Origin of the sequence: Paenibacillus sp. Root444D2, from assembly GCF_001426375.1 — a bacterium.
GTDB lineage: Bacteria > Bacillota > Bacilli > Paenibacillales > NBRC-103111 > Paenibacillus_E.
Map to the genome: position 1 here is coordinate 219,624 of NZ_LMEO01000001.1, position 18,449 is coordinate 238,072.

Consider the following 18,449-nt stretch of genomic DNA (forward strand, 5'->3'; position numbering starts at 1 on the left):
GTAACTATTATTTGAATTCAGTAAGCATTTTGCTGAAATCAGCTTCTGAAAGCTTAAGGTCTTGTTTGGAAAGTCCTTCTTTAGCAAAGCTTGGAATGGAATCTTCATAGCTCTTTTTCTCTTTGTTTTGATAGATAATACCTGTCAACATGGAGTTTGTTTCCATGATTTTGGTCATTGCCATCACACGGTTTGTATAATCATAATCAGGAATTTCATCCAGATCCACGATGTTTTCTTTGAACCAGTCATACGTATTTACTTTATTGAAAGTTACGCATGGGCTAAATACGTTAATCAAAGAGAAACCTTTGTGATTCAAACCAGCTTCGATAACAGCTGTTAGCTGTTTCAAGTTACTGGAGAATGATTGTGCTACGAAAGAAGCACCTGCAGCCATCGCAACTTCTAAAGGTGAGATCGCAGACTCAATTGTACCTGATGGAACGCTTTTCGTTTTGAAACCTTCCGCACTACGTGGGGATGCTTGACCTTTCGTCAAACCGTAGATTTGGTTATCCATAACGATATAGGTTACATCAATATTACGACGAATCGCATGTACAGTATGTCCCATACCGATTGCGAAGCCGTCGCCGTCACCGCCTGAAGCGATAACTGTCAAATCGCGGTTAGCCATTTTCACACCTTGTGCGATTGGCAAAGATCTACCGTGAATACCGTGGAAACCATAAGCATTGATGTAACCAGAGATACGACCAGAACAGCCGATACCAGATACGATTGCTAAACCTTCAGGCTCTAAACCAACATTAGCTGCAGCACGCTGAATGGCCGCTTGTACGGAGAAGTCTCCGCAACCTGGACACCAGTTAGGCTTTACATTGTTACGGAAGTCTTTTAATGTTGCCATGCTAAAGTCAACTCCTTACATTTTTGTTCAATTTCTGCTGGCAAGAACGGGTTACCATTGTATTTAAGAACGTTTTTAATTTTATCTGCATGACCAACATGCAGCTTAATTTGATCTGCTAATTGTCCAGTTGCGTTGTTTTCAACAACGATAACTGTTTTTGCTTTTTCAACAAGAGGTCTCAACTGCTCTGCAGGGAACGGATGAATCAAACGCACTGTAGCGTGATTTGTCTTAATTCCTTCCAGTTCAACGCGGCTTCTTGCTTCATCGATCGTTCCACCAGTGGAACCCATTCCGATAATCAGAAGATCTGGATTCTCATGAGGTGCGTCGAATTTAATTGCATCAGTAACTTGAATGTGTTTCAGTTTCTCAAGACGCTTATCCATCATACGTTGACGGTTTTCAGTGCTTTCCGAAGGACGACCTGTTTGGTCATGCTCAACACCTGTAACATGATGAATACCATTTTTTACGCCAGGAATCACACGCGGTGAAACACCGCTTTCCGTGAACTCATAACGTTTGAACAATTGATTTGCTTCTTGTTCAGGAACATCTGATACTAGCGCTCCGCGGTCAATCACAATGCGGTTGTAATCTAGCATCTCTGCTGATTGTTTACCCAAGGAGAGTTGCAGATCCGTCATCAAAATGACCGGAACTTGATATTTCTCAGCAAGGTTGAAAGCTTCAATCGTATCATAGAAGCACTCTTCAATCGTGCTTGGGGAAAGAACGATTTTCGGGATTTCACCGTGTGTACCATATACCATAGCATTCAAATCGGATTGTTCTTGTTTTGTCGGAAGACCCGTACTTGGACCACCACGTTGTGTATCTACGATAACAACAGGCGTTTCAGTCATACCAGCCAGACCAATGGCTTCCATCATCAAAGATAGACCAGGACCTGCAGAAGCTGTAAGTGCACGAGCACCTGCGTAGTTAGCACCGATAGCCATTGTACATGCTGCAATTTCATCTTCGGTTTGGATAACAGTTCCACCCAATTTAGGAAGTGCTTTTTGCAAGTATTCCATAACTTCAGATGCTGGTGTAATTGGGTAAGCTGGCATAAAGCGGCAACCTGCTGCTACAGCTCCAAGAGCGATGGCATCGTTACCGATCATAAACAATTTTTGATTGCCGTCAGCTGGTTCCAATTGGAAGTCAGCAATAGGTCCACCGGCTAATTCTAGTACGGATTCTGCACCTTTACGAACAGCTTCAATATTTTTTTCTACAACAGCTGCGCCTTTACGGCCAAATTCCTCTTCAACAGCTTTATTAAACACGTCAAGCGGCAAACCGAGCAATGCCCAAGAAGCGCCTGAAGCGGCCATGTTCTTAAATAGGGAAGTTCCTAGTTCTTCTGCAATCGCAGTAATTGGAACTGGAAACAAACGTGCTTTAATTCCTTCTGGTAAAACGGGGTTAAACTTTGCATCTGCAACTATAACACCGTTATCACGAAGTTCGTGTGCGTTAAAATCGATACTTTCTTGGTCGAAAGCGACCAGAATGTCCAAATCGTCTGAAATTGCGCGAATCGGTTTAGTGCTGATGCGAATCTTGTTATTTGTATGTCCCCCCTTAATCCGTGAAGAGAAATGACGGTACCCATACAAATAGTAACCGAGACGGTTCAATGCAGTAGAGAAAATGCGGTCTGTACTTTCGACCCCTTCACCCTGCTGACCTCCGATTTTCCAAGATAACTGACTAATCACCGTACGTCCACTCCTTTTGATTGTAGCTGCATGAAGACCTAAAAAAGCTGATTTGTAGTAATTTAAGATGACGCTATAAAAATTTTCTTTCACTGTCATCCAAATTCTATGCCTTTACAGAGTAAATTGCAAGGGGTTTAAACGATTCTAAAACATAGAGTTTTTAGATCGAATCCATATCAATATTAGAATGATTCCCTGCTTTCATTTCGGAAGATTGGTGAGCATGAATTTCCGCCAATTTCCATAGAGGAATGCCTCCACTTGTGTTTCCTTATAGTTTTTACATAAAGCTTCTATTATATTTCCGTATTGACCGACATGCCTCAAACCTTTCATCCATTGCTCAATCCCATCAAAATCCGATCCGAAGCCAATATGCCCTTCCCCGCCCAAAGAACAAACATGATCAATATGCTTTAGCAGTGCCGCAATAGGAACAGCTAAATTAGCGCTATCTACAAAGTAAGGAACGAACGTAATCCCGATTAGCCCTTGACACTGGATGATAGCTTTGATTTGATCATCTGATAAATTTCTTGGATGAGGACAAACTTTTTGAGCATTCGAATGGGATGCAATGAATGGTTTTGCATATTCCTCAACCAATTCCCAGAACGCCGCTACTGATAAATGTGATACATCTGCTATTATACCCATAGTTTCTAATTCTTTTAACATCAGCTTGCCTTTTCTTGTAAAACCACTTTTACGCGGCTCCATAACACCATCTGCAGCCCAATTTGCATAGTTCCAAGTCAAACCAATACTTCTAACACCAAGGTGGTGAAGAATCCTTAAATGTGTCATGTTACCAGCTATTGCATCTAAACCTTCAAGAGTAAGAATAGCTCCAATCTGTTCCCCAGCTTCAACCGCTCGCCAGTCTTCTACATTCTGAATAAATTTCATCCCTGGATGACGAATAATTTTTCGATGAAATAAATCAACCATTTGCAAAATATGATCGAATGTAGGCTGCTGAATGGAATCCGATAAGTAGATGGCAAAGCACTGAACTTTTACTCCCGCTTGCTTAAGTCTTGGATAACTAACATCCAACTCTTGTTCTTCCTTATCGAAATCCAGCTTAGGGTTCATATATAATTTCGTAAGCGCATCGCAGTGACCATCCATTATTCTCATCCTAGCAGCCTCCTATACACCATCTTCTAGACAACACAAAAACCCCTAAGCAGAGGTTTGATAGGAATTGTGAAAAACCTGTCTACTAGGTAAACAGGCTAATTATTTGGTATGGTACGGTTTATTACCTTGGCTCTACAATAAGTTTAATGGCCGTCCGATCTTCCCCGTCAATCACGATGTCTGTGAAGGCTGGTACACAAATTAAGTCAACTCCACTGGGCGCGACAAATCCTCTTGCGATAGCTACTGCTTTGATGGCTTGGTTTAGGGCGCCTGCACCTATAGCTTGGAGCTCAGCAGCTCCACGCTCACGCAAAACACCTGCCAATGCACCTGCTACGGAGTTTGGATTGGACTTTGCTGAAACTTTTAATACATCCATGAATAGTACCTCCTCGGGAATGATGGATAGATTCCATTACCCATCATATTCTCAAGGTTTCACAAACATGCTATCGTATCCAATTTAAATGTTCGCAATATTGGGAATTATCTGCTAATCCATGAATACTTGATCTTCATCATAACGAATGAGGTTAATTCCTTTTGCCAAACCTGTCTGATCGTTCAACTCAATTACGACAGCGTGGAAATGCCATTTGCCTTCATCCGTTACGAATCGAACTGGAAGCTGTGTTTTGAACTTTTGGAGTACAGCATTACGTTCAACGCCAAGAATACCATCACGCGGCCCTACCATCCCTACATCGGTTACATACGCTGTTCCTTGTGGCAAAACACGGTTATCATTCGTTTGTACATGTGTATGTGTGCCAACAACTGCTGACACCTTTCCATCCAAATGCCAACCCATCGCAATTTTCTCAGAGGTTGCTTCTGCATGGAAATCAACAAATACAAATTTATGTTTTTTCTTATCCGCTTCAAGAATCTCGTCCACTTTACGAAATGGGCAATCAATCGGCGGCAAGAATGTGCGTCCTTGCAAATTAATAATCAGTAATTCCTGATCCTTAACCTTAATGACCGTATGCCCTCTTCCTGGTGTTCCAGGAGGAAAATTAGCGGGTCGAACCATCTTCTCGTCACGATCAATGAAATCAAAAATCTCTTTCTGGTCCCATGTATGATTGCCCATCGTTAGAGCCTGAATGCCCATCTCATAGATTTCCTTAGCAATAGCTGATGTAATGCCTTTCCCTGCAGCAGCATTCTCACCATTAGCAATAAACACTGCGTGAGGATGAGCTTGTTTTAATCTAGGCATAATATTTTTTAACGCTTTTCTTCCAACAGATCCAACAATATCTCCAATAAACACGATTTTCATAACAAATTAATAGCTCCTTTATAAATCATAGATGCAAAGGCGAGCAATTTATGGACTCAATGACCAGCCTAAAAATAAGGAAAAGTGGCTGTATCAGCCACTTTTCGCATTGGTATCTTATTTAGCGTATTCAACAGCCCTTGTTTCACGAATGACCGTAACCTTAATATGTCCTGGATAATCGAGTTCACTCTCGATTTTCTTCGTAATATCACGGGCAAGACGGAACGCTTCGGTATCATCCACTTTCTCCGGCTGAACCATTACGCGTACTTCGCGACCTGCTTGAATGGCGTATGATTTCTCAACACCTTCGAAGGATTCCGAAATTTCTTCAAGCTTCTCCAGACGTTTAATATACGTTTCAAGCGTCTCTCTCCGTGCTCCAGGTCTTGCTGCGGATAAAGCATCTGCAGCTCCTACTAACATCGCAATAACAGAGGTTGCTTCCACGTCACCGTGATGCGAAGCAATACTATTAATAACGACTGGATGCTCCTTATACTTCTTACCAATCTCAACACCGATTTCCACATGAGATCCTTCAACCTCGTGGTCTAGCGCCTTACCGATGTCATGAAGCAGCCCGGCACGTTTCGCCAAAGTTACGTCTACCCCGAGCTCCCCGGCCATCAGACCAGCCAGATAAGCTACTTCCATGGAATGTTTCAACACGTTTTGACCGTAACTTGTTCTGAATTTCAATCGACCCAGAATTTTGATCAAGTCAGGATGCAATCCGTGTACACCAACCTCAAACGTGGCTTGCTCCCCATATTCGCGGATACGTTCGTCCACTTCTTTACGGGATTTCTCAACCATCTCTTCAATGCGTGCCGGATGAATACGTCCATCAGCAACAAGCTTTTCTAAAGATGTACGAGCAATTTCGCGTCGGATTGGATCAAATCCTGATAAAATAACTGCTTCTGGCGTATCATCAATAATAAGGTCGATACCCGTCAATGTTTCCAGTGCGCGAATATTACGTCCTTCACGTCCGATGATGCGGCCTTTCATTTCTTCATTTGGCAGTGATACAACTGAAACGGTTGTTTCAGCTACGTGATCTGCAGCACAACGTTGAATGGCGAGCGTGATGATCTCACGGGCTTTCTTATCGCCTTCTTCTTTGGCCTGCTGTTCGATTTCTTTAATAAGCTGTGCGGTTTCGTGACGAACTTCCTGTTCTACGTTTGTAAGAATGATACTCTTAGCTTCATCCATTGTAAGCCCAGAAATTCGCTCTAACTCAGAAACTTGGCTTTTATAAAGCTGATCAATTTGTGATTGCGTATCCTCGATCCGCTTCTCTTTGTTGGCAACTTGCTCTTCTTTACGCTCGAGAGATTCTAATTTTTTATCCAGCGATTCCTCTTTTTGCAACAATCGTCTTTCTTGTCGTTGAATTTCATTTCGACGTTCACGAATGTCTTTTTCAGCTTCGGACCTCAGTTTATGCACTTCGTCCTTTGCTTCCAGAACCGTTTCTTTTTTCAGTGCTTCTGCTTCCTTCTTTGCAGATTCTCTAATCTGTTCAGCGGCTGTTTCAGCACTGGAAATTTTCGCTTCTGCAAGAGATTTACGGATAAAATAACCAATCCCTAAGCATGCAGCTCCAACAATGAGAATGATCGCGATCCAGATGAATGGCATCATCTTGTTCACCTCCTCGTTGGTTTCTCCAAGGTGTTAGCCTGGGATTCCCTTCGGTTTTTTAATCCGATTTTTAATTGTTTGACTAGTCATACATACCCTACTTATTAAGAGCATGGCTTTTAAATGAATGCGCACCGTGCGTTAGAGGCACTATAGTGCTAATAATCCATAATCAACAGTGTAAAAATTGGCGGTTTCTACATCTGTCCCCTCAAAATCAATGAATTTAGTATGATTTTGAATACATTATGAAAATATACACTGTTATTTTATCTTTTGTCGAAGAAGCTTGTCAAGCGAATGTCCCTGAGATGACAGAATAAGTATTTCCAGCACCTGCACAACACTTAATGTCATTAACTAACTTGACATATAATTAATGACATTAACAATCAAAGTGGTCATCTGAAATTTCAAACTCATCTTCACTCGATTCACTGCTTAATACCCCCAAAACCTTGTTAACAACAGAGCCCGTATAACCTCTCCGCATTAGAAAAGCTCCTGTCTTTCTTTTACGATCCATTGTCTTGCCTGAGGTTTGCTTCCATTTCGTTTGGCCCAACTTCATTGCCCCTGTATACTCATCTTCGGGATCGATAGTCTCCATAGCATTTTTGACTAATTCTTTATCAATGCCTCTTTGTTGTAGTTCCTGTCGAATGAGATTACGACCTTTTCGTTGCGAAATAATGCGATTATCTGTCCACATTTTCGCAAATTCCTCATCATTGATATAATTTTGCTGGACTAGCTTCTCACATGCCCATGCAATAATAGGCACTTCGAATCCTTTTTCTTTCAGTTTACGTTTTACTTCACTTAATGAATGAGGTCGTCTGCCTATCATGCTTATTGCCTTTATATAAGCCATATTCTGTTCCTCATCAAGTGTTATACTTTCGATTTCTTGGAGATGTATGGATTCCCCTTTATTTAACCGATGCTTGATTAAAATATCTTCATGAACGGAGAATGCGTATTCTTCATTTAGAAATATATTGTATCGATGCTTACCGCGCTTCTGTTTCTCAACCTTGGTGATGATTAACAATGGTTGTTGCTCTTCACTATTCAAAACTAACCAACTCCTTCAATGAAGAAAAACACCTTAACACAAGGTTTAAGGTGCTTTCATCTATGATCATTTAAACTTATTCGAAATCTGGTTCCAACTCATCATCTTCCTCGTCAACATTAAGAGGGATTGCTTTAATTAAATTACTGTTCTCTCGAATCCGTAATTCAATCGTTTCCGAGATACTTTTGTTATCTTTCAAAAACTGCTTCGAATTCTCACGGCCTTGACCAAGACGCTCACCTTCATACGAATACCAAGCTCCGCTTTTATTAACGATATCCATCTCTGTTCCGATATCAATAATACTGCCTTCGCGTGAAATTCCTTCACCGTACATAATATCCACTTCCGCTTGTTTGAACGGCGGAGCTACTTTATTCTTAACGACTTTAATTCTTGTGCGGTTACCAACCATATCATTACCTTGCTTGATCGTTTCCACACGACGAACATCTAGCCGAACGGATGAATAGAACTTAAGTGCACGGCCACCAGGTGTTGTCTCTGGGTTACCGAACATAACGCCAACTTTTTCACGTAATTGGTTAATGAAAATCGCGATAACTTTAGACTTGTTGATCGCACCAGACAGCTTACGAAGTGCTTGGGACATCAAACGAGCCTGCAGACCCACGTGAGAATCACCCATGTCGCCTTCAATCTCTGCTTTAGGCACTAATGCCGCTACAGAGTCAATAACAATAATATCTACAGCACCACTTCGCACTAGTGCTTCAGCGATCTCAAGTGCTTGTTCACCGGTATCCGGCTGAGAGAGTAGAAGCTCATCTATATTAATACCAAGCTTGCTTGCATAAGAAGGATCCAATGCGTGCTCCGCATCGATAAAAGCTGCTTGTCCACCATTCTTCTGTACTTCTGCAATAGCATGCAGAGCTACCGTAGTTTTACCAGAAGACTCGGGTCCATATACTTCAATAATTCTTCCGCGTGGAAATCCACCTATTCCAAGAGCGATATCAAGCGCAAGTGAGCCGGATGAAATCGTTTCAACTTGCATATGTGTAGATTCTCCAAGCTTCATAATGGAGCCTTTTCCGAACTGTTTCTCAATTTGACGTAAAGCATTATCAAGTGCTGCGCGACGATCTGACAAAACACTCACTTCCTTCTTCTATCATTATAGGTATATGATAACTTGTTTTCAGGTGTTTGCCAAGCATTTTTTCGAACATACATTCGACTTTTTAGCGAACAAACAAAAAACCGCAACAAAGTTATCGCTTTGTTACGGTTCTTCCGTTAACACTTAGTTTCATTATATGCGAACTCTAGCTATCTTTCAACTGTTTCCATAAATGATAGAGTGCGCTTTTGGCCGCTCTATGCTTGATGGACTCCCGATTACCAGATAGTTGCAGAGTAATAACCCTTGTTGCTACGTCTTTTTGAGCAAAACCTATATAAACAAGCCCTACTGGCTTGCCTTCAGACGGACTTGGACCCGCTACACCCGTGACTGATAGTCCAAAGTCACTTCCGGTCACAGTAATCAATTTCTCCGCTAAGAGCGTCGCTGTCTCGCTGCTAACAGCACCTGGGGAACCCTCCCCTTCCAGCACATCCATTGGAACACCGAGTAGCTTATGCTTCAAGGCATTAGAATAACAAATAATCCCTCCCAGAAAAGATTGGGAACTCCCCGGCACTGCAGTAATCAAATCACTTAGCATGCCGCCTGTGCAGCTTTCGGCCACAGCAAGTGTCAGTTTCTTCTCGCCAAGCAATTGCAGCACAATCGTTTCGATGGGAACATCTTGGTCGGCATAGAGATGTTCTCCTAATCGCTTTCTAATCTCTAGTTCAGTCGCTTGAAGATTCCGTTCGCCTTCCGAAGCTGTCTGTGCACGTGTTGTTAAGCGAATCGTCACTTCGCTTTCTTTGGCATATGGAGCGATCGTTGGGTCCGTTTGAGCTTGAATTAGATCAATTAATTGATGCTCCAAGTTAGATTCACCGATGCCAGCAAATTTTAGCATTTTGGAATATAGCGGAATCTCATTAGTCATCCGTGCACGCAGCCAAGGAGCCGCATACTTGGTGAACATAGGCTTCATTTCTTTGGGCGGGCCAGGCAGCAGAATGAAATGTGTTCCTTCGTATGTAAATGCAACACCAACGGCAAGCCCTGTTTCGTTATGTAAAGGATCACTTCCAACTATCATCATCGCTTGTCGTCTGTTGCTTTCCACCATATGGATCCCGCGTGACTGGAACATATCCGTGATTATTTTCATAGAGGGCTCATGCAAAATCAATTCACGGCCTACAAACGCAGCAAGCACATCCTTCGTCAAATCATCCTGCGTAGGTCCAAGACCTCCTGTACAAATAACGACGTCAGCCCTTGAAGCGGCTAATTTGAAGCTATCTAGCAATCTCTGTTCATTATCACCAACGACTGTTTGGAAATACATATCTACGCCAAGCGCAGCACACTCTCTGGAAAGAAATTGAGCATTTGTATTTACAATTTGGCCTAGTAAAAGTTCCGTTCCAACTGCGATTATCTCTGCTTTCATTTCGAATTCCCTCCTTAAAATGAGAAAACCTCTACCTCGGCATTCAAAGTTGAGCGACCGCGTCTAACGAGGAGAGACTTTGGTCTACGACCAAAGATCCCTAATGCGGAGAGACTTTGGTCTACGACCAAAGATCCCTAATGCGGAGAGACTTTGGTCTACGACCAAAGATCCCCAATGCGGAGAGACTTTGGTCTACGACCAAAGATCCCCAATGCGGAGAGACTTTGGTCTACGACCAAAGATCCCTATATTAGGTTTTACCACCAATTCTTAAGTGGTAGAAAAAACACAATAGGTTGCCCTATTGCGCTTTTTCTGAAAAATCTATGACGTGTTTATTTTTTACAAAGTACTCTACACCTGAATACACGGTAATAATTGCTGCTACCCAACTAGCTATAACATCAAAAGGGAAGTGCAGGAACGTAAAAGGAAAATTATTAATAAGTAACGCAATGATGGCTGTTATCTGTGCTGCCGTCTTCGCTTTTCCCCATTTGCTAGCTGCCATCACGGTGCCTTCCAATAGAGCAATTTGGCGAAGTCCTGTGACAGCCCACTCTCTACTGATAATGACAATGACAATCCACGCATCTACTTTGCCCATTTCCACTAATGAGACGAGCACAGCTGTAACAAGCAGCTTATCCGCTAAAGGATCAAGCAGCTTGCCTAAGTTAGTTACAAGATTACGTTTTCTAGCAATGTAACCATCTAAACTATCTGTACTCGCTGCAATAATGAAAATTAAAGCAGCAATAATTTGATTATACGTTATGCTAAATTCCTCTATCCGTATATGAGGGAATTTCACCTTAATCAACAGAAAAAACATGATAATAGGTACTAATAAAATCCTCGCCACGGTGATGCGATTAGCTAGGTTCATGCAATTACCTCCCCGGATAAGTCAAACTCATAAGAGTGGGTAATACGAACTTTAGCTAGTTCACCTATGTTAAGCTTCGCATTCGACACGAATACTTCTCCATCAATCTCTGGAGCATCAAATTGGGAACGCCCAATATATACATCACTTCTGCCATCATATCTTTCGATCAGCACGTCAATTTCCTGCCCGATGCGGCGTCCGCCACGCAGATTCGAGATTTCACGCTGAATTTCCATAATGGCGTTCGCGCGGTACTCTTTTACATCATCAGGAACTTGGTCCGGCAAACGTGCTGCTGGCGTATCATCTTCCTTGGAATAGGCAAAAACACCGAGACGGTCAAACTGAACGTCGCGAACAAATTGTTTCAAGTTCTCAAAATCTTGTTCAGTTTCGCCTGGGAAACCTACGATTAGTGATGTGCGTAGGGCTACATCAGGAATCGCTTCACGAATTTTACGAACCAGTTCACGCGTATCCTTCTGGCGGCCAGGTCTGCGCATCCGTTTGAGGATAGAATCTTCACTGTGTTGAAGCGGCATATCGATGTACTTACATACCTTCGGATTAGATGCCATGACAGCAATCAATTCATCACTAAAGAATCCAGGGTATGCATAGTGCAGCCGTACCCATTCGATGCCTTCGACTTCACTCACTTTATTCAGCAAGGTAGGCAGCATGAAACCATCATATAGATCTGTTCCATAATTTGTGGAATCCTGAGCGATTAGACTAATTTCTTTAACACCCTGTGCAGCAAGATTGGCTACTTCCGCAACGATGGACTCCATGCTTCTGCTTTTGAAGCTTCCACGCATAATTGGAATACTGCAGAATGTACAAGCGTTATCGCAGCCTTCTGCAATCTTCACATAGGCTGTATATCGTGGAGTAGTCATGAGTCTTGGCAGGTCCGCATCATAATTAAACACCGGATTCCCAACAAGAACCGGTTTCTTTCCGCGAAGCGCTTCATCTACGATATGGTTGATTTTATCGAAATCTCCGGTACCTACGATGCCATCAATCTCTGGCATTTCTTCCATCAACTGCTTTTTGTAGCGTTGCGTAAGACATCCTGAGACGATTAGCGCCTTGAGATTCGCTGTTTGCTTTAGTTCTGCCATATCCAAAATTGTATTAACGGATTCTTCTTTCGCTGCATCAATGAACCCGCAAGTGTTCACGATAATGACAGTGGCATCTTCCTTGTTATCAACAAGCTGAAAACCACGGCCATGAATTAATCCTGACATAATCTCGGAATCGACCAAATTCTTTTCGCATCCGAGAGTAACTACTTTAACCTTTTCTGTCATGAAAGAAACAACCTCCAATAGTCCTAAAAAACACTCCCTACCAGTATAATACAAGCCCTATAGGGTGTCAAAATGTAAAAACCCCCTACAAGTAGGGGGAGACACTCCAAAGAACATCGTATGTATGCCTATTTCAAGTTTACAAATTGTAAATCAAGAGGAATTTCTGCCTTACGTAAGAGCGCAATAACGGCTTGTAAATCATCTCGACTCTTCCCGGTTACCCGGATTTGATCACCTTGGATTTGCGTCTTAACTTTAAGCTTGGAGTCACGAATAAGAATGTTTATTTTTTTCGAGTTCTCCTGATCAACACCTTGTTTCATGCTAATTTTCTGCCTTACGGTGGAACCAGCAGCTGGTTCTACTTTACTGTACTCGAGATTCTTAATCGAGATACCGCGTTTGGTCATCTTGGCGTGCATAATATCAAGGACATTCTGAAGCTTAAACTCATCATCTGAGGTGACAACAAGCTGGTCCTTATCCAATTTAATGCTGCTTTTACTACCTTTAAAGTCAAAGCGGGTAAGGATCTCTTTTTCCGCCTGTTGTATGGCGTTGTTTAGTTCCTGCATATCCACCTTGGATACGATATCAAACGAACATTCTGAACTCATCTTAGACAAAACATCCTTTCCATCAAATTACAATAGCATTATAGCAAGAAGCCGTAAAAAAAGAAACATCCCAAGCCCCTTCGGCCTAGGATATCTCTTGGCATTTTTCATTACCCGGGAAAGCGCAGGAAACGTCAAAAAGCTAGTTTTTTTGCAAATTGAGCTGTACCCTCTTGGGGTTTGGTGTATCCCCGACAGGAACGATCGTACCATTCACAGTAAGCTCCAAAGCACTGGCTGCACCTACATTTAAATACGCAGAACCTGTTAAATCAAAAGAGTCCGTGTCACCGGCTTTGTAAAGTTTCTGTCTAAGCATTTCTTTACCGCCCGCCTCTGTAAGAGAGTCCACACGAATCCAACAGGAACCTGTTATTTTCATTTGAATATTAAGATTGGAAGCACCGGTTATCGTGTAATTATCTACACCTTTCTCGCTGCTGCTAAACTTAACCTGAACAGATGGCGTTGGTGTCGGCGCCGGTGTTGGAGTTGGAGTCGCAAGAGGCGCCACTTTACCGTCACCGGACGCATTCATTGTCGTACTTGGAGCAGTGCCAGTCGCTGGATTCGTCGAATCTGTGATTCTCGGAGATTGCGTTTGGGAAGGATTTTGATCTGCTGGCGTTCCCTTATAATTCTTGTATGTATAATAGTATACGATACCGAATATTAGAAGAATGAAACAGACAAACATCGTACCAGAAGCCCAGCGGCTCAATTTTTCGGTATTACGGACACTTGTTCTATTTTTACGAATCGTTTCAACAACTGGTTTCTCTACAGCTGGGGAGGGATTCGTCGTTTGATACATGCCCAGAACTTCTGCAGGGTCAAGTCCCACCGCTTCAGCGTAGCTTTTAATAAAGGCACGTACATAGAAGCTTCCAGGCAGAACCTTGTAGTTTCCTTCTTCAATCGCTTCCAAGTACCGTTTACGAATTTTCGTAACTTCTTGAAGATCGTCAAGCGAGATCTTTTTTTCCTGGCGTGTTTTACGTAAAATGTATCCTAGATCAGACATATGGTCACCTCCTCGCGGAATCTTTATTATTTAATGACGTTACAGATACTAAAAAGGTTCGGACGTATACGTAAATGAATCATAATTGATTTCTTCATCTGGGCTATTTCGCAGCTCAATAATATAATCGAAGTGATTATATGTGTATTCCGACTCCCGAATAAATATATCCGGATGCTCAATAACCTTGGTAGAAGGCATACCCATAATGTCCTGCAAAAGGCTGTAATGCTTCTCATTGGAACGTATAGTGGAAACGATACCATCAATAATATATACATTATTTGGAGTCATTTCATCTTCCGATAGTTGACTGCGCACGGTTTGTCTGAGTAACGTAGAGGAAACGAAAGTCCAACGTTTGTTTGCGCATACACTTCCTGCAATAATCGACTCCGTTTTACCAACTCGCGGCATTCCACGAAGGCCAACAACCTGGTTCCCTTCTCGCTTGAAAATCTCACCAAGGAAGTCAACTAATAGCCCCAATTCATCACGAGTAAAACGGAAAGTTTTGCGATCATCCGAATCGCGCTCAATATACCGACCATGACGGACAGCCAAAATATCAACAAGCTTTGGGGGTCTAAGAGCGGTAATAGTAATATTATCTACTTTTCTTAACATTTTACCCATTAAGTCAATTTTTTCTTCATCATTGGTTTGAAGAAGCATACCGCGTGTACGATCTTCTACCCCATTAATAGTCACAATATTAATATCCAGCATCCCCATCAAGGAAGCTATATCCCCTAATAAGCCGGGACGGTTTTTGTGAATTTTGTACTCCATATACCATTCTTTAACGTCCAATCTTTCCACCTCATCGCAATATCTGTATCGAACAAGTCGACACCTATTCAAGTAATTTCTACAATTTCCGTCAATGTCCTTCTTTTATCGAGCAAAAATACACAAATTTATTTCATTTTTAGTTCTTTAAGCTCTTGTTCGTTGTAAACTGTTCCGCCTTTTTTCCAAGAATTGGTTTTCATTATAGCGAGACGATTGTCCAGAATTTGAGCCCAGTTAAGTTCAGCAGACACAGCTCCTGAAATATCCACAACCGATACTCCGATAGACTTAGCTTTCTGTACTTGAGCCTCATCTACTGGTGTATAGAAAATAATTGTGCTGGAGTGATGCTGCCTCGTTTGGAAGGATAACTGCTGAAACCACTGTTCATTATTATCAAGCAAAACAATATGGTCCGCTTCCTCCGAAGGTGCCCAAGCGGAAGGAATGGGACGATCACTTCGAGTCACCCACTCCACGATAACATTTTGTGTTAATAGGTCTTGGATCCATTTATTTTTCAAGGTCTCAATCTGAAGAGAATCAATTTGCAAGAACGAAGCTTGATCATTTACCTGACTTGTGATCCCTTTGGCATCAAGCTGACTTTGTAATAAAGTCCATTTACCCATCGAAAGTCCTTGTCCTATCACCCCATTAGCAGAAGGAAACAATTCATTACCAATGACATATATGTAATCATATTTGCTAGCTTTTAACTTTGCTATAACGCTTTCATCCAGTTGATTTAAATCCTTGATCCAATCGAAGGCTATAAAATTCGCATCTCTCCACTGCTGAAGCGAATTCCCTACCGACTGCTTCGCAGTCGCAGACATACTAGCTCCAGTCAGCATTAGCACAGATAATTTATTATCCAATAATTCCTGCTTAATGGCTGGAATTCCACGATTCCCACACCCCGTTAAAATAAAAGATAAGAGCAATAAAGTAAGCACAAAACGTTTGATTACCATGAAGTTACAATTCCTTTCATCCTTATAAAGCGTGCAAAAGCCTCCGAAAGAGGAGGCTTTCACATAGTACCCTATTGAATTGTAAAACGGTTATTAACCTTTGTCTACTAATTTTACCATGAGGCGGGCAATTGTGAGTTTTTCTTGCTCATCCCCTGCATCCCACAGCTCTTTAAGCACTCGCTCTTGTTCATTTTCAGGATCCACTTTATTAGCCAGAAATTCACCGATTTGAAAAGCGAGCTTAGAAATGGTTTCCTCACTCATTCCCGCATGTCCAGCCTGACTCACACGTTCAGCCAAAAACTCTTTCCACTTATCAAATACTTTAAGTACAGTAGCCATTGTAAGAAGCCTCCTTTGAGTTATGAGAAATGGTCATTACATACGTAATATTCGCTTCCCAGCTCAAAATTATGCGCAAGACTTCCTACTTTGTACTCAGGTTAACCATCCACCATTTGGACTTATGATTTGACCCGTAATATAACCGGATTCAGGCAGTGCTAGAAAGTATACAAGCGAAGCAACTTCATCAGGCAAAGCAAAACGGCCTACCGGAATTTCATTGGCGATCGCTTCCCGCTCCTCAGGTTGAAATCCTGCCATCATTTCGGTATGTACCGCACCGGGCGCCACGGCATTCACCGTCACACCAGAAGGAGCCAGCTCCTTCGCTAACGCCTTCGTAAAGGCATTCAACCCACCTTTAGCTGTTGAGTATACAACCTCACAGGAGGCACCTGAGATGCCCCATATGGAGGATACGTTAATAATACGGCCATACTTTTGTTTAACCATGGCAGTCATGAAAGTTTGGGTACAAAGAAAGGCGCCTTTAAGATTCACATTCATCACCAGGTCCCAGTCTTCCTCGCTTACATCAGAAAGCATACTAAAGTGAGAAATCCCCGCATTGTTCACGATAATATCAGGGACCATTTCTCTTTGTTCCAGCTTTTCTTGCATCTTATTGATTTGCTCACGAGATTTTACATCCGCAGAAACGGTTAACACTTTGGCGCCATGCTTCATGCAAGATCTGGCTACTTCATTGGCAGCTTCATGTGACTCACGGTAGTGAATAACAACATTCATGCCTACCGCGGCAAAACGCTCAGCAATGGCTGCACCAATTCCCCGGCTAGCTCCTGTAATAAGAACCGTTTGTTCACTGAATGGCTTATGGAACGTCACGATGGCTTACGACTTTGAACAATCGAAATAGCAAGTCTGCTCCAATCAAAATGCTCGCGGAACCGACGGTTCACGTCTTCAAGTGTAATTTGCTCGTAAACAGGCAGTATATCGAATAAATCAATGTCTTTGAACCGATATTTAGTGAATTCATTCGCTATGGATTCCGGTGAGTTCATCATCCGCAGGAAATTACCAATTTTCTTCTTACGACTCCGCTCAAAGGTGACTTCATCGAGTCCAGAATCCTTACGTTTCTCAACCTCTTCGCGTATGCGTGCTACAAGTTGGTCCGGATCTTTGGTATCCCCGCCAAGAATGGAGAAAGCATATCCCTCGCTGCAATTATATTCATGACCAAAATTATCAGAAATCAATTGTTCATCATATAGCGCCTGATAAATATCAGAACTTGAACTAAACAAAACATCCAACATTAATTTCGTCGTCAATTCTCTAACTAGCAAGTCTTTCCCACTTACAGAAGGCGCAGGCTCCTTGAATCCGATTAAACATTTTGGCATGGAAACAGGAAGTAATGTTTCTCTGCGCGCTTCCTTCACTTCTAAGGGTTCCTCTGGGAAAAATCGTTGGATATGACCTTGAGGTGGAAACGTTTTGGCTGCTTGATTCCCTTTAACTAACGAAATAACCTCTTCTGGATCTACGCCTCCAACGACAAACAGACTCATATTGCTGGGGTGATAGAATGTGTTGTAGCACTCATACAAGGTTTCTTTTGAGATTTCGGCAATGGACTCTACAGTACCAGCGATATCAATATGGATGGGATGCTTCGCATATAAGGATTCAATTAATCCATAATAGCTTCTCCAATCCGCATTATCCTCGTACATTTTGATCTCTTGACCGATAATGCCTTTTTCCTTTTCTACATTTTCATCTGTAAAATAAGGATTTTGCACAAAATTAATTAATGTCGTTAAATTTGTTAAATAATTATCCGTGGATGAAAATAAATACGCTGTACGATCAAAGCTTGTAAAAGCGTTAGCCGAAGCGCCGTTTGATGCGAAAGTAGCGAATATATCACCTTCAGGCTCTTCAAACATTTTATGCTCTAGAAAATGAGCAATGCCATCCGGAACCTGAACTGCCTCTTTCCCTTCAACTTGAAAAAAGTTATCAACAGATCCGAATTGCGTCGTAAACGTCGAATAGGTTTTCTGGAAACCATCTTTGGGTAGAACAAATACATTTAGCCCATTATCAAGCTTCTCGTGATAAATGGTTTCACCCAGGTGTGGATAAGGAATAACCTGCAT

The 18,449-nt window shown here is 42.1% G+C and carries 18 protein-coding genes; all 18 read right to left on the reverse strand.

Annotation, left to right across the window (positions count from 1 at the left end; genetic code table 11):
* Nucleotides 1–7 precede the first annotated feature (7 nt).
* The 18 genes from ASD40_RS01040 to yfmH all read right to left on the reverse strand — a co-directional run bounded on the left by ASD40_RS01040 (nucleotide 8) and on the right by yfmH (nucleotide 18,449).
* Complete coding sequence (locus ASD40_RS01040) at nucleotides 8–874, reverse strand: 2-oxoacid:ferredoxin oxidoreductase subunit beta (protein ID WP_057301495.1); 867 nt, start codon at nucleotides 872–874, stop codon at nucleotides 8–10.
* Nucleotides 862–2,610: a 2-oxoacid:acceptor oxidoreductase subunit alpha gene (locus ASD40_RS01045; protein WP_057301496.1), complete on the reverse strand. Its 1,749-nt coding sequence runs from the start codon at nucleotides 2,608–2,610 to the stop codon at nucleotides 862–864. Before ASD40_RS01045 ends, ASD40_RS01040 begins: the two co-directional genes overlap by 13 nt.
* Nucleotides 2,611–2,814: 204 nt before the next feature.
* Nucleotides 2,815–3,756, reverse strand: coding sequence for a dipeptidase (locus ASD40_RS01050; protein ID WP_057301497.1), 942 nt, complete (start codon nucleotides 3,754–3,756; stop codon nucleotides 2,815–2,817).
* Nucleotides 3,757–3,880: 124 nt separating this feature from the next.
* Complete coding sequence (locus ASD40_RS01055; protein ID WP_028558349.1) at nucleotides 3,881–4,141, reverse strand: stage V sporulation protein S; 261 nt, start codon at nucleotides 4,139–4,141, stop codon at nucleotides 3,881–3,883.
* 114 nt (nucleotides 4,142–4,255) lie between these two features.
* Nucleotides 4,256–5,050 (reverse strand): TIGR00282 family metallophosphoesterase, encoded by a 795-nt coding sequence (locus ASD40_RS01060; protein ID WP_057301498.1) that lies wholly within the window; start codon nucleotides 5,048–5,050, stop codon nucleotides 4,256–4,258.
* Between the two features lie 117 nt (nucleotides 5,051–5,167).
* Entirely contained in the window at nucleotides 5,168–6,709 is a 1,542-nt protein-coding gene (gene rny / locus ASD40_RS01065) for a ribonuclease Y (RefSeq protein WP_057301499.1), read from the reverse strand.
* 385 nt (nucleotides 6,710–7,094) lie between these two features.
* Nucleotides 7,095–7,787 carry a regulatory protein RecX gene (locus tag ASD40_RS01070; RefSeq protein WP_057301500.1) on the reverse strand — a complete coding sequence of 231 codons (693 nt, stop codon included), beginning with the start codon at nucleotides 7,785–7,787 and terminating at the stop codon, nucleotides 7,095–7,097.
* 76 nt (nucleotides 7,788–7,863) lie between these two features.
* A complete protein-coding gene (gene recA / locus ASD40_RS01075; protein ID WP_056832791.1) occupies nucleotides 7,864–8,907 on the reverse strand; it encodes a recombinase RecA in 1,044 nt (347 codons plus the stop codon).
* A gap of 175 nt (nucleotides 8,908–9,082) precedes the next feature.
* Complete coding sequence (locus tag ASD40_RS01080) at nucleotides 9,083–10,333, reverse strand: competence/damage-inducible protein A (protein ID WP_057301501.1); 1,251 nt, start codon at nucleotides 10,331–10,333, stop codon at nucleotides 9,083–9,085.
* 304 nt (nucleotides 10,334–10,637) lie between these two features.
* The gene (gene pgsA / locus ASD40_RS01085) at nucleotides 10,638–11,225 is read right to left on the reverse strand and encodes a CDP-diacylglycerol--glycerol-3-phosphate 3-phosphatidyltransferase (protein WP_057301502.1); all 588 of its coding nucleotides are present in this window, start codon (nucleotides 11,223–11,225) and stop codon (nucleotides 10,638–10,640) included.
* Entirely contained in the window at nucleotides 11,222–12,550 is a 1,329-nt protein-coding gene (gene rimO, locus ASD40_RS01090) for a 30S ribosomal protein S12 methylthiotransferase RimO (RefSeq protein ID WP_047672979.1), read from the reverse strand. Before rimO ends, pgsA begins: the two co-directional genes overlap by 4 nt.
* Nucleotides 12,551–12,678: 128 nt before the next feature.
* On the reverse strand, nucleotides 12,679–13,170 hold the full coding sequence (locus tag ASD40_RS01095; protein ID WP_047672977.1) for a YajQ family cyclic di-GMP-binding protein: 492 nt from the start codon (nucleotides 13,168–13,170) through the stop codon (nucleotides 12,679–12,681).
* A 142-nt stretch (nucleotides 13,171–13,312) separates the two neighbouring features.
* A complete protein-coding gene (locus ASD40_RS01100) occupies nucleotides 13,313–14,194 on the reverse strand; it encodes a helix-turn-helix domain-containing protein (RefSeq protein WP_057301503.1) in 882 nt (293 codons plus the stop codon).
* Nucleotides 14,195–14,242: 48 nt separating this feature from the next.
* Nucleotides 14,243–14,986: a DUF3388 domain-containing protein gene (locus tag ASD40_RS01105; RefSeq protein WP_373291262.1), complete on the reverse strand. Its 744-nt coding sequence runs from the start codon at nucleotides 14,984–14,986 to the stop codon at nucleotides 14,243–14,245.
* Between the two features lie 128 nt (nucleotides 14,987–15,114).
* Nucleotides 15,115–15,966, reverse strand: a complete 852-nt coding sequence (locus ASD40_RS01110; RefSeq protein ID WP_057301504.1) for a hypothetical protein — start codon at nucleotides 15,964–15,966, stop codon at nucleotides 15,115–15,117.
* A gap of 93 nt (nucleotides 15,967–16,059) precedes the next feature.
* Nucleotides 16,060–16,311: a DUF3243 domain-containing protein gene (locus ASD40_RS01115; RefSeq protein WP_047672971.1), complete on the reverse strand. Its 252-nt coding sequence runs from the start codon at nucleotides 16,309–16,311 to the stop codon at nucleotides 16,060–16,062.
* 96 nt (nucleotides 16,312–16,407) lie between these two features.
* Nucleotides 16,408–17,163, reverse strand: coding sequence for an elongation factor P 5-aminopentanone reductase (ymfI, locus tag ASD40_RS01120; protein WP_057301505.1), 756 nt, complete (start codon nucleotides 17,161–17,163; stop codon nucleotides 16,408–16,410).
* Nucleotides 17,160–18,449, reverse strand: a complete 1,290-nt coding sequence (gene yfmH / locus ASD40_RS01125; protein WP_057301506.1) for an EF-P 5-aminopentanol modification-associated protein YfmH — start codon at nucleotides 18,447–18,449, stop codon at nucleotides 17,160–17,162. The genes ymfI and yfmH overlap by 4 nt, the downstream gene beginning before the upstream one ends.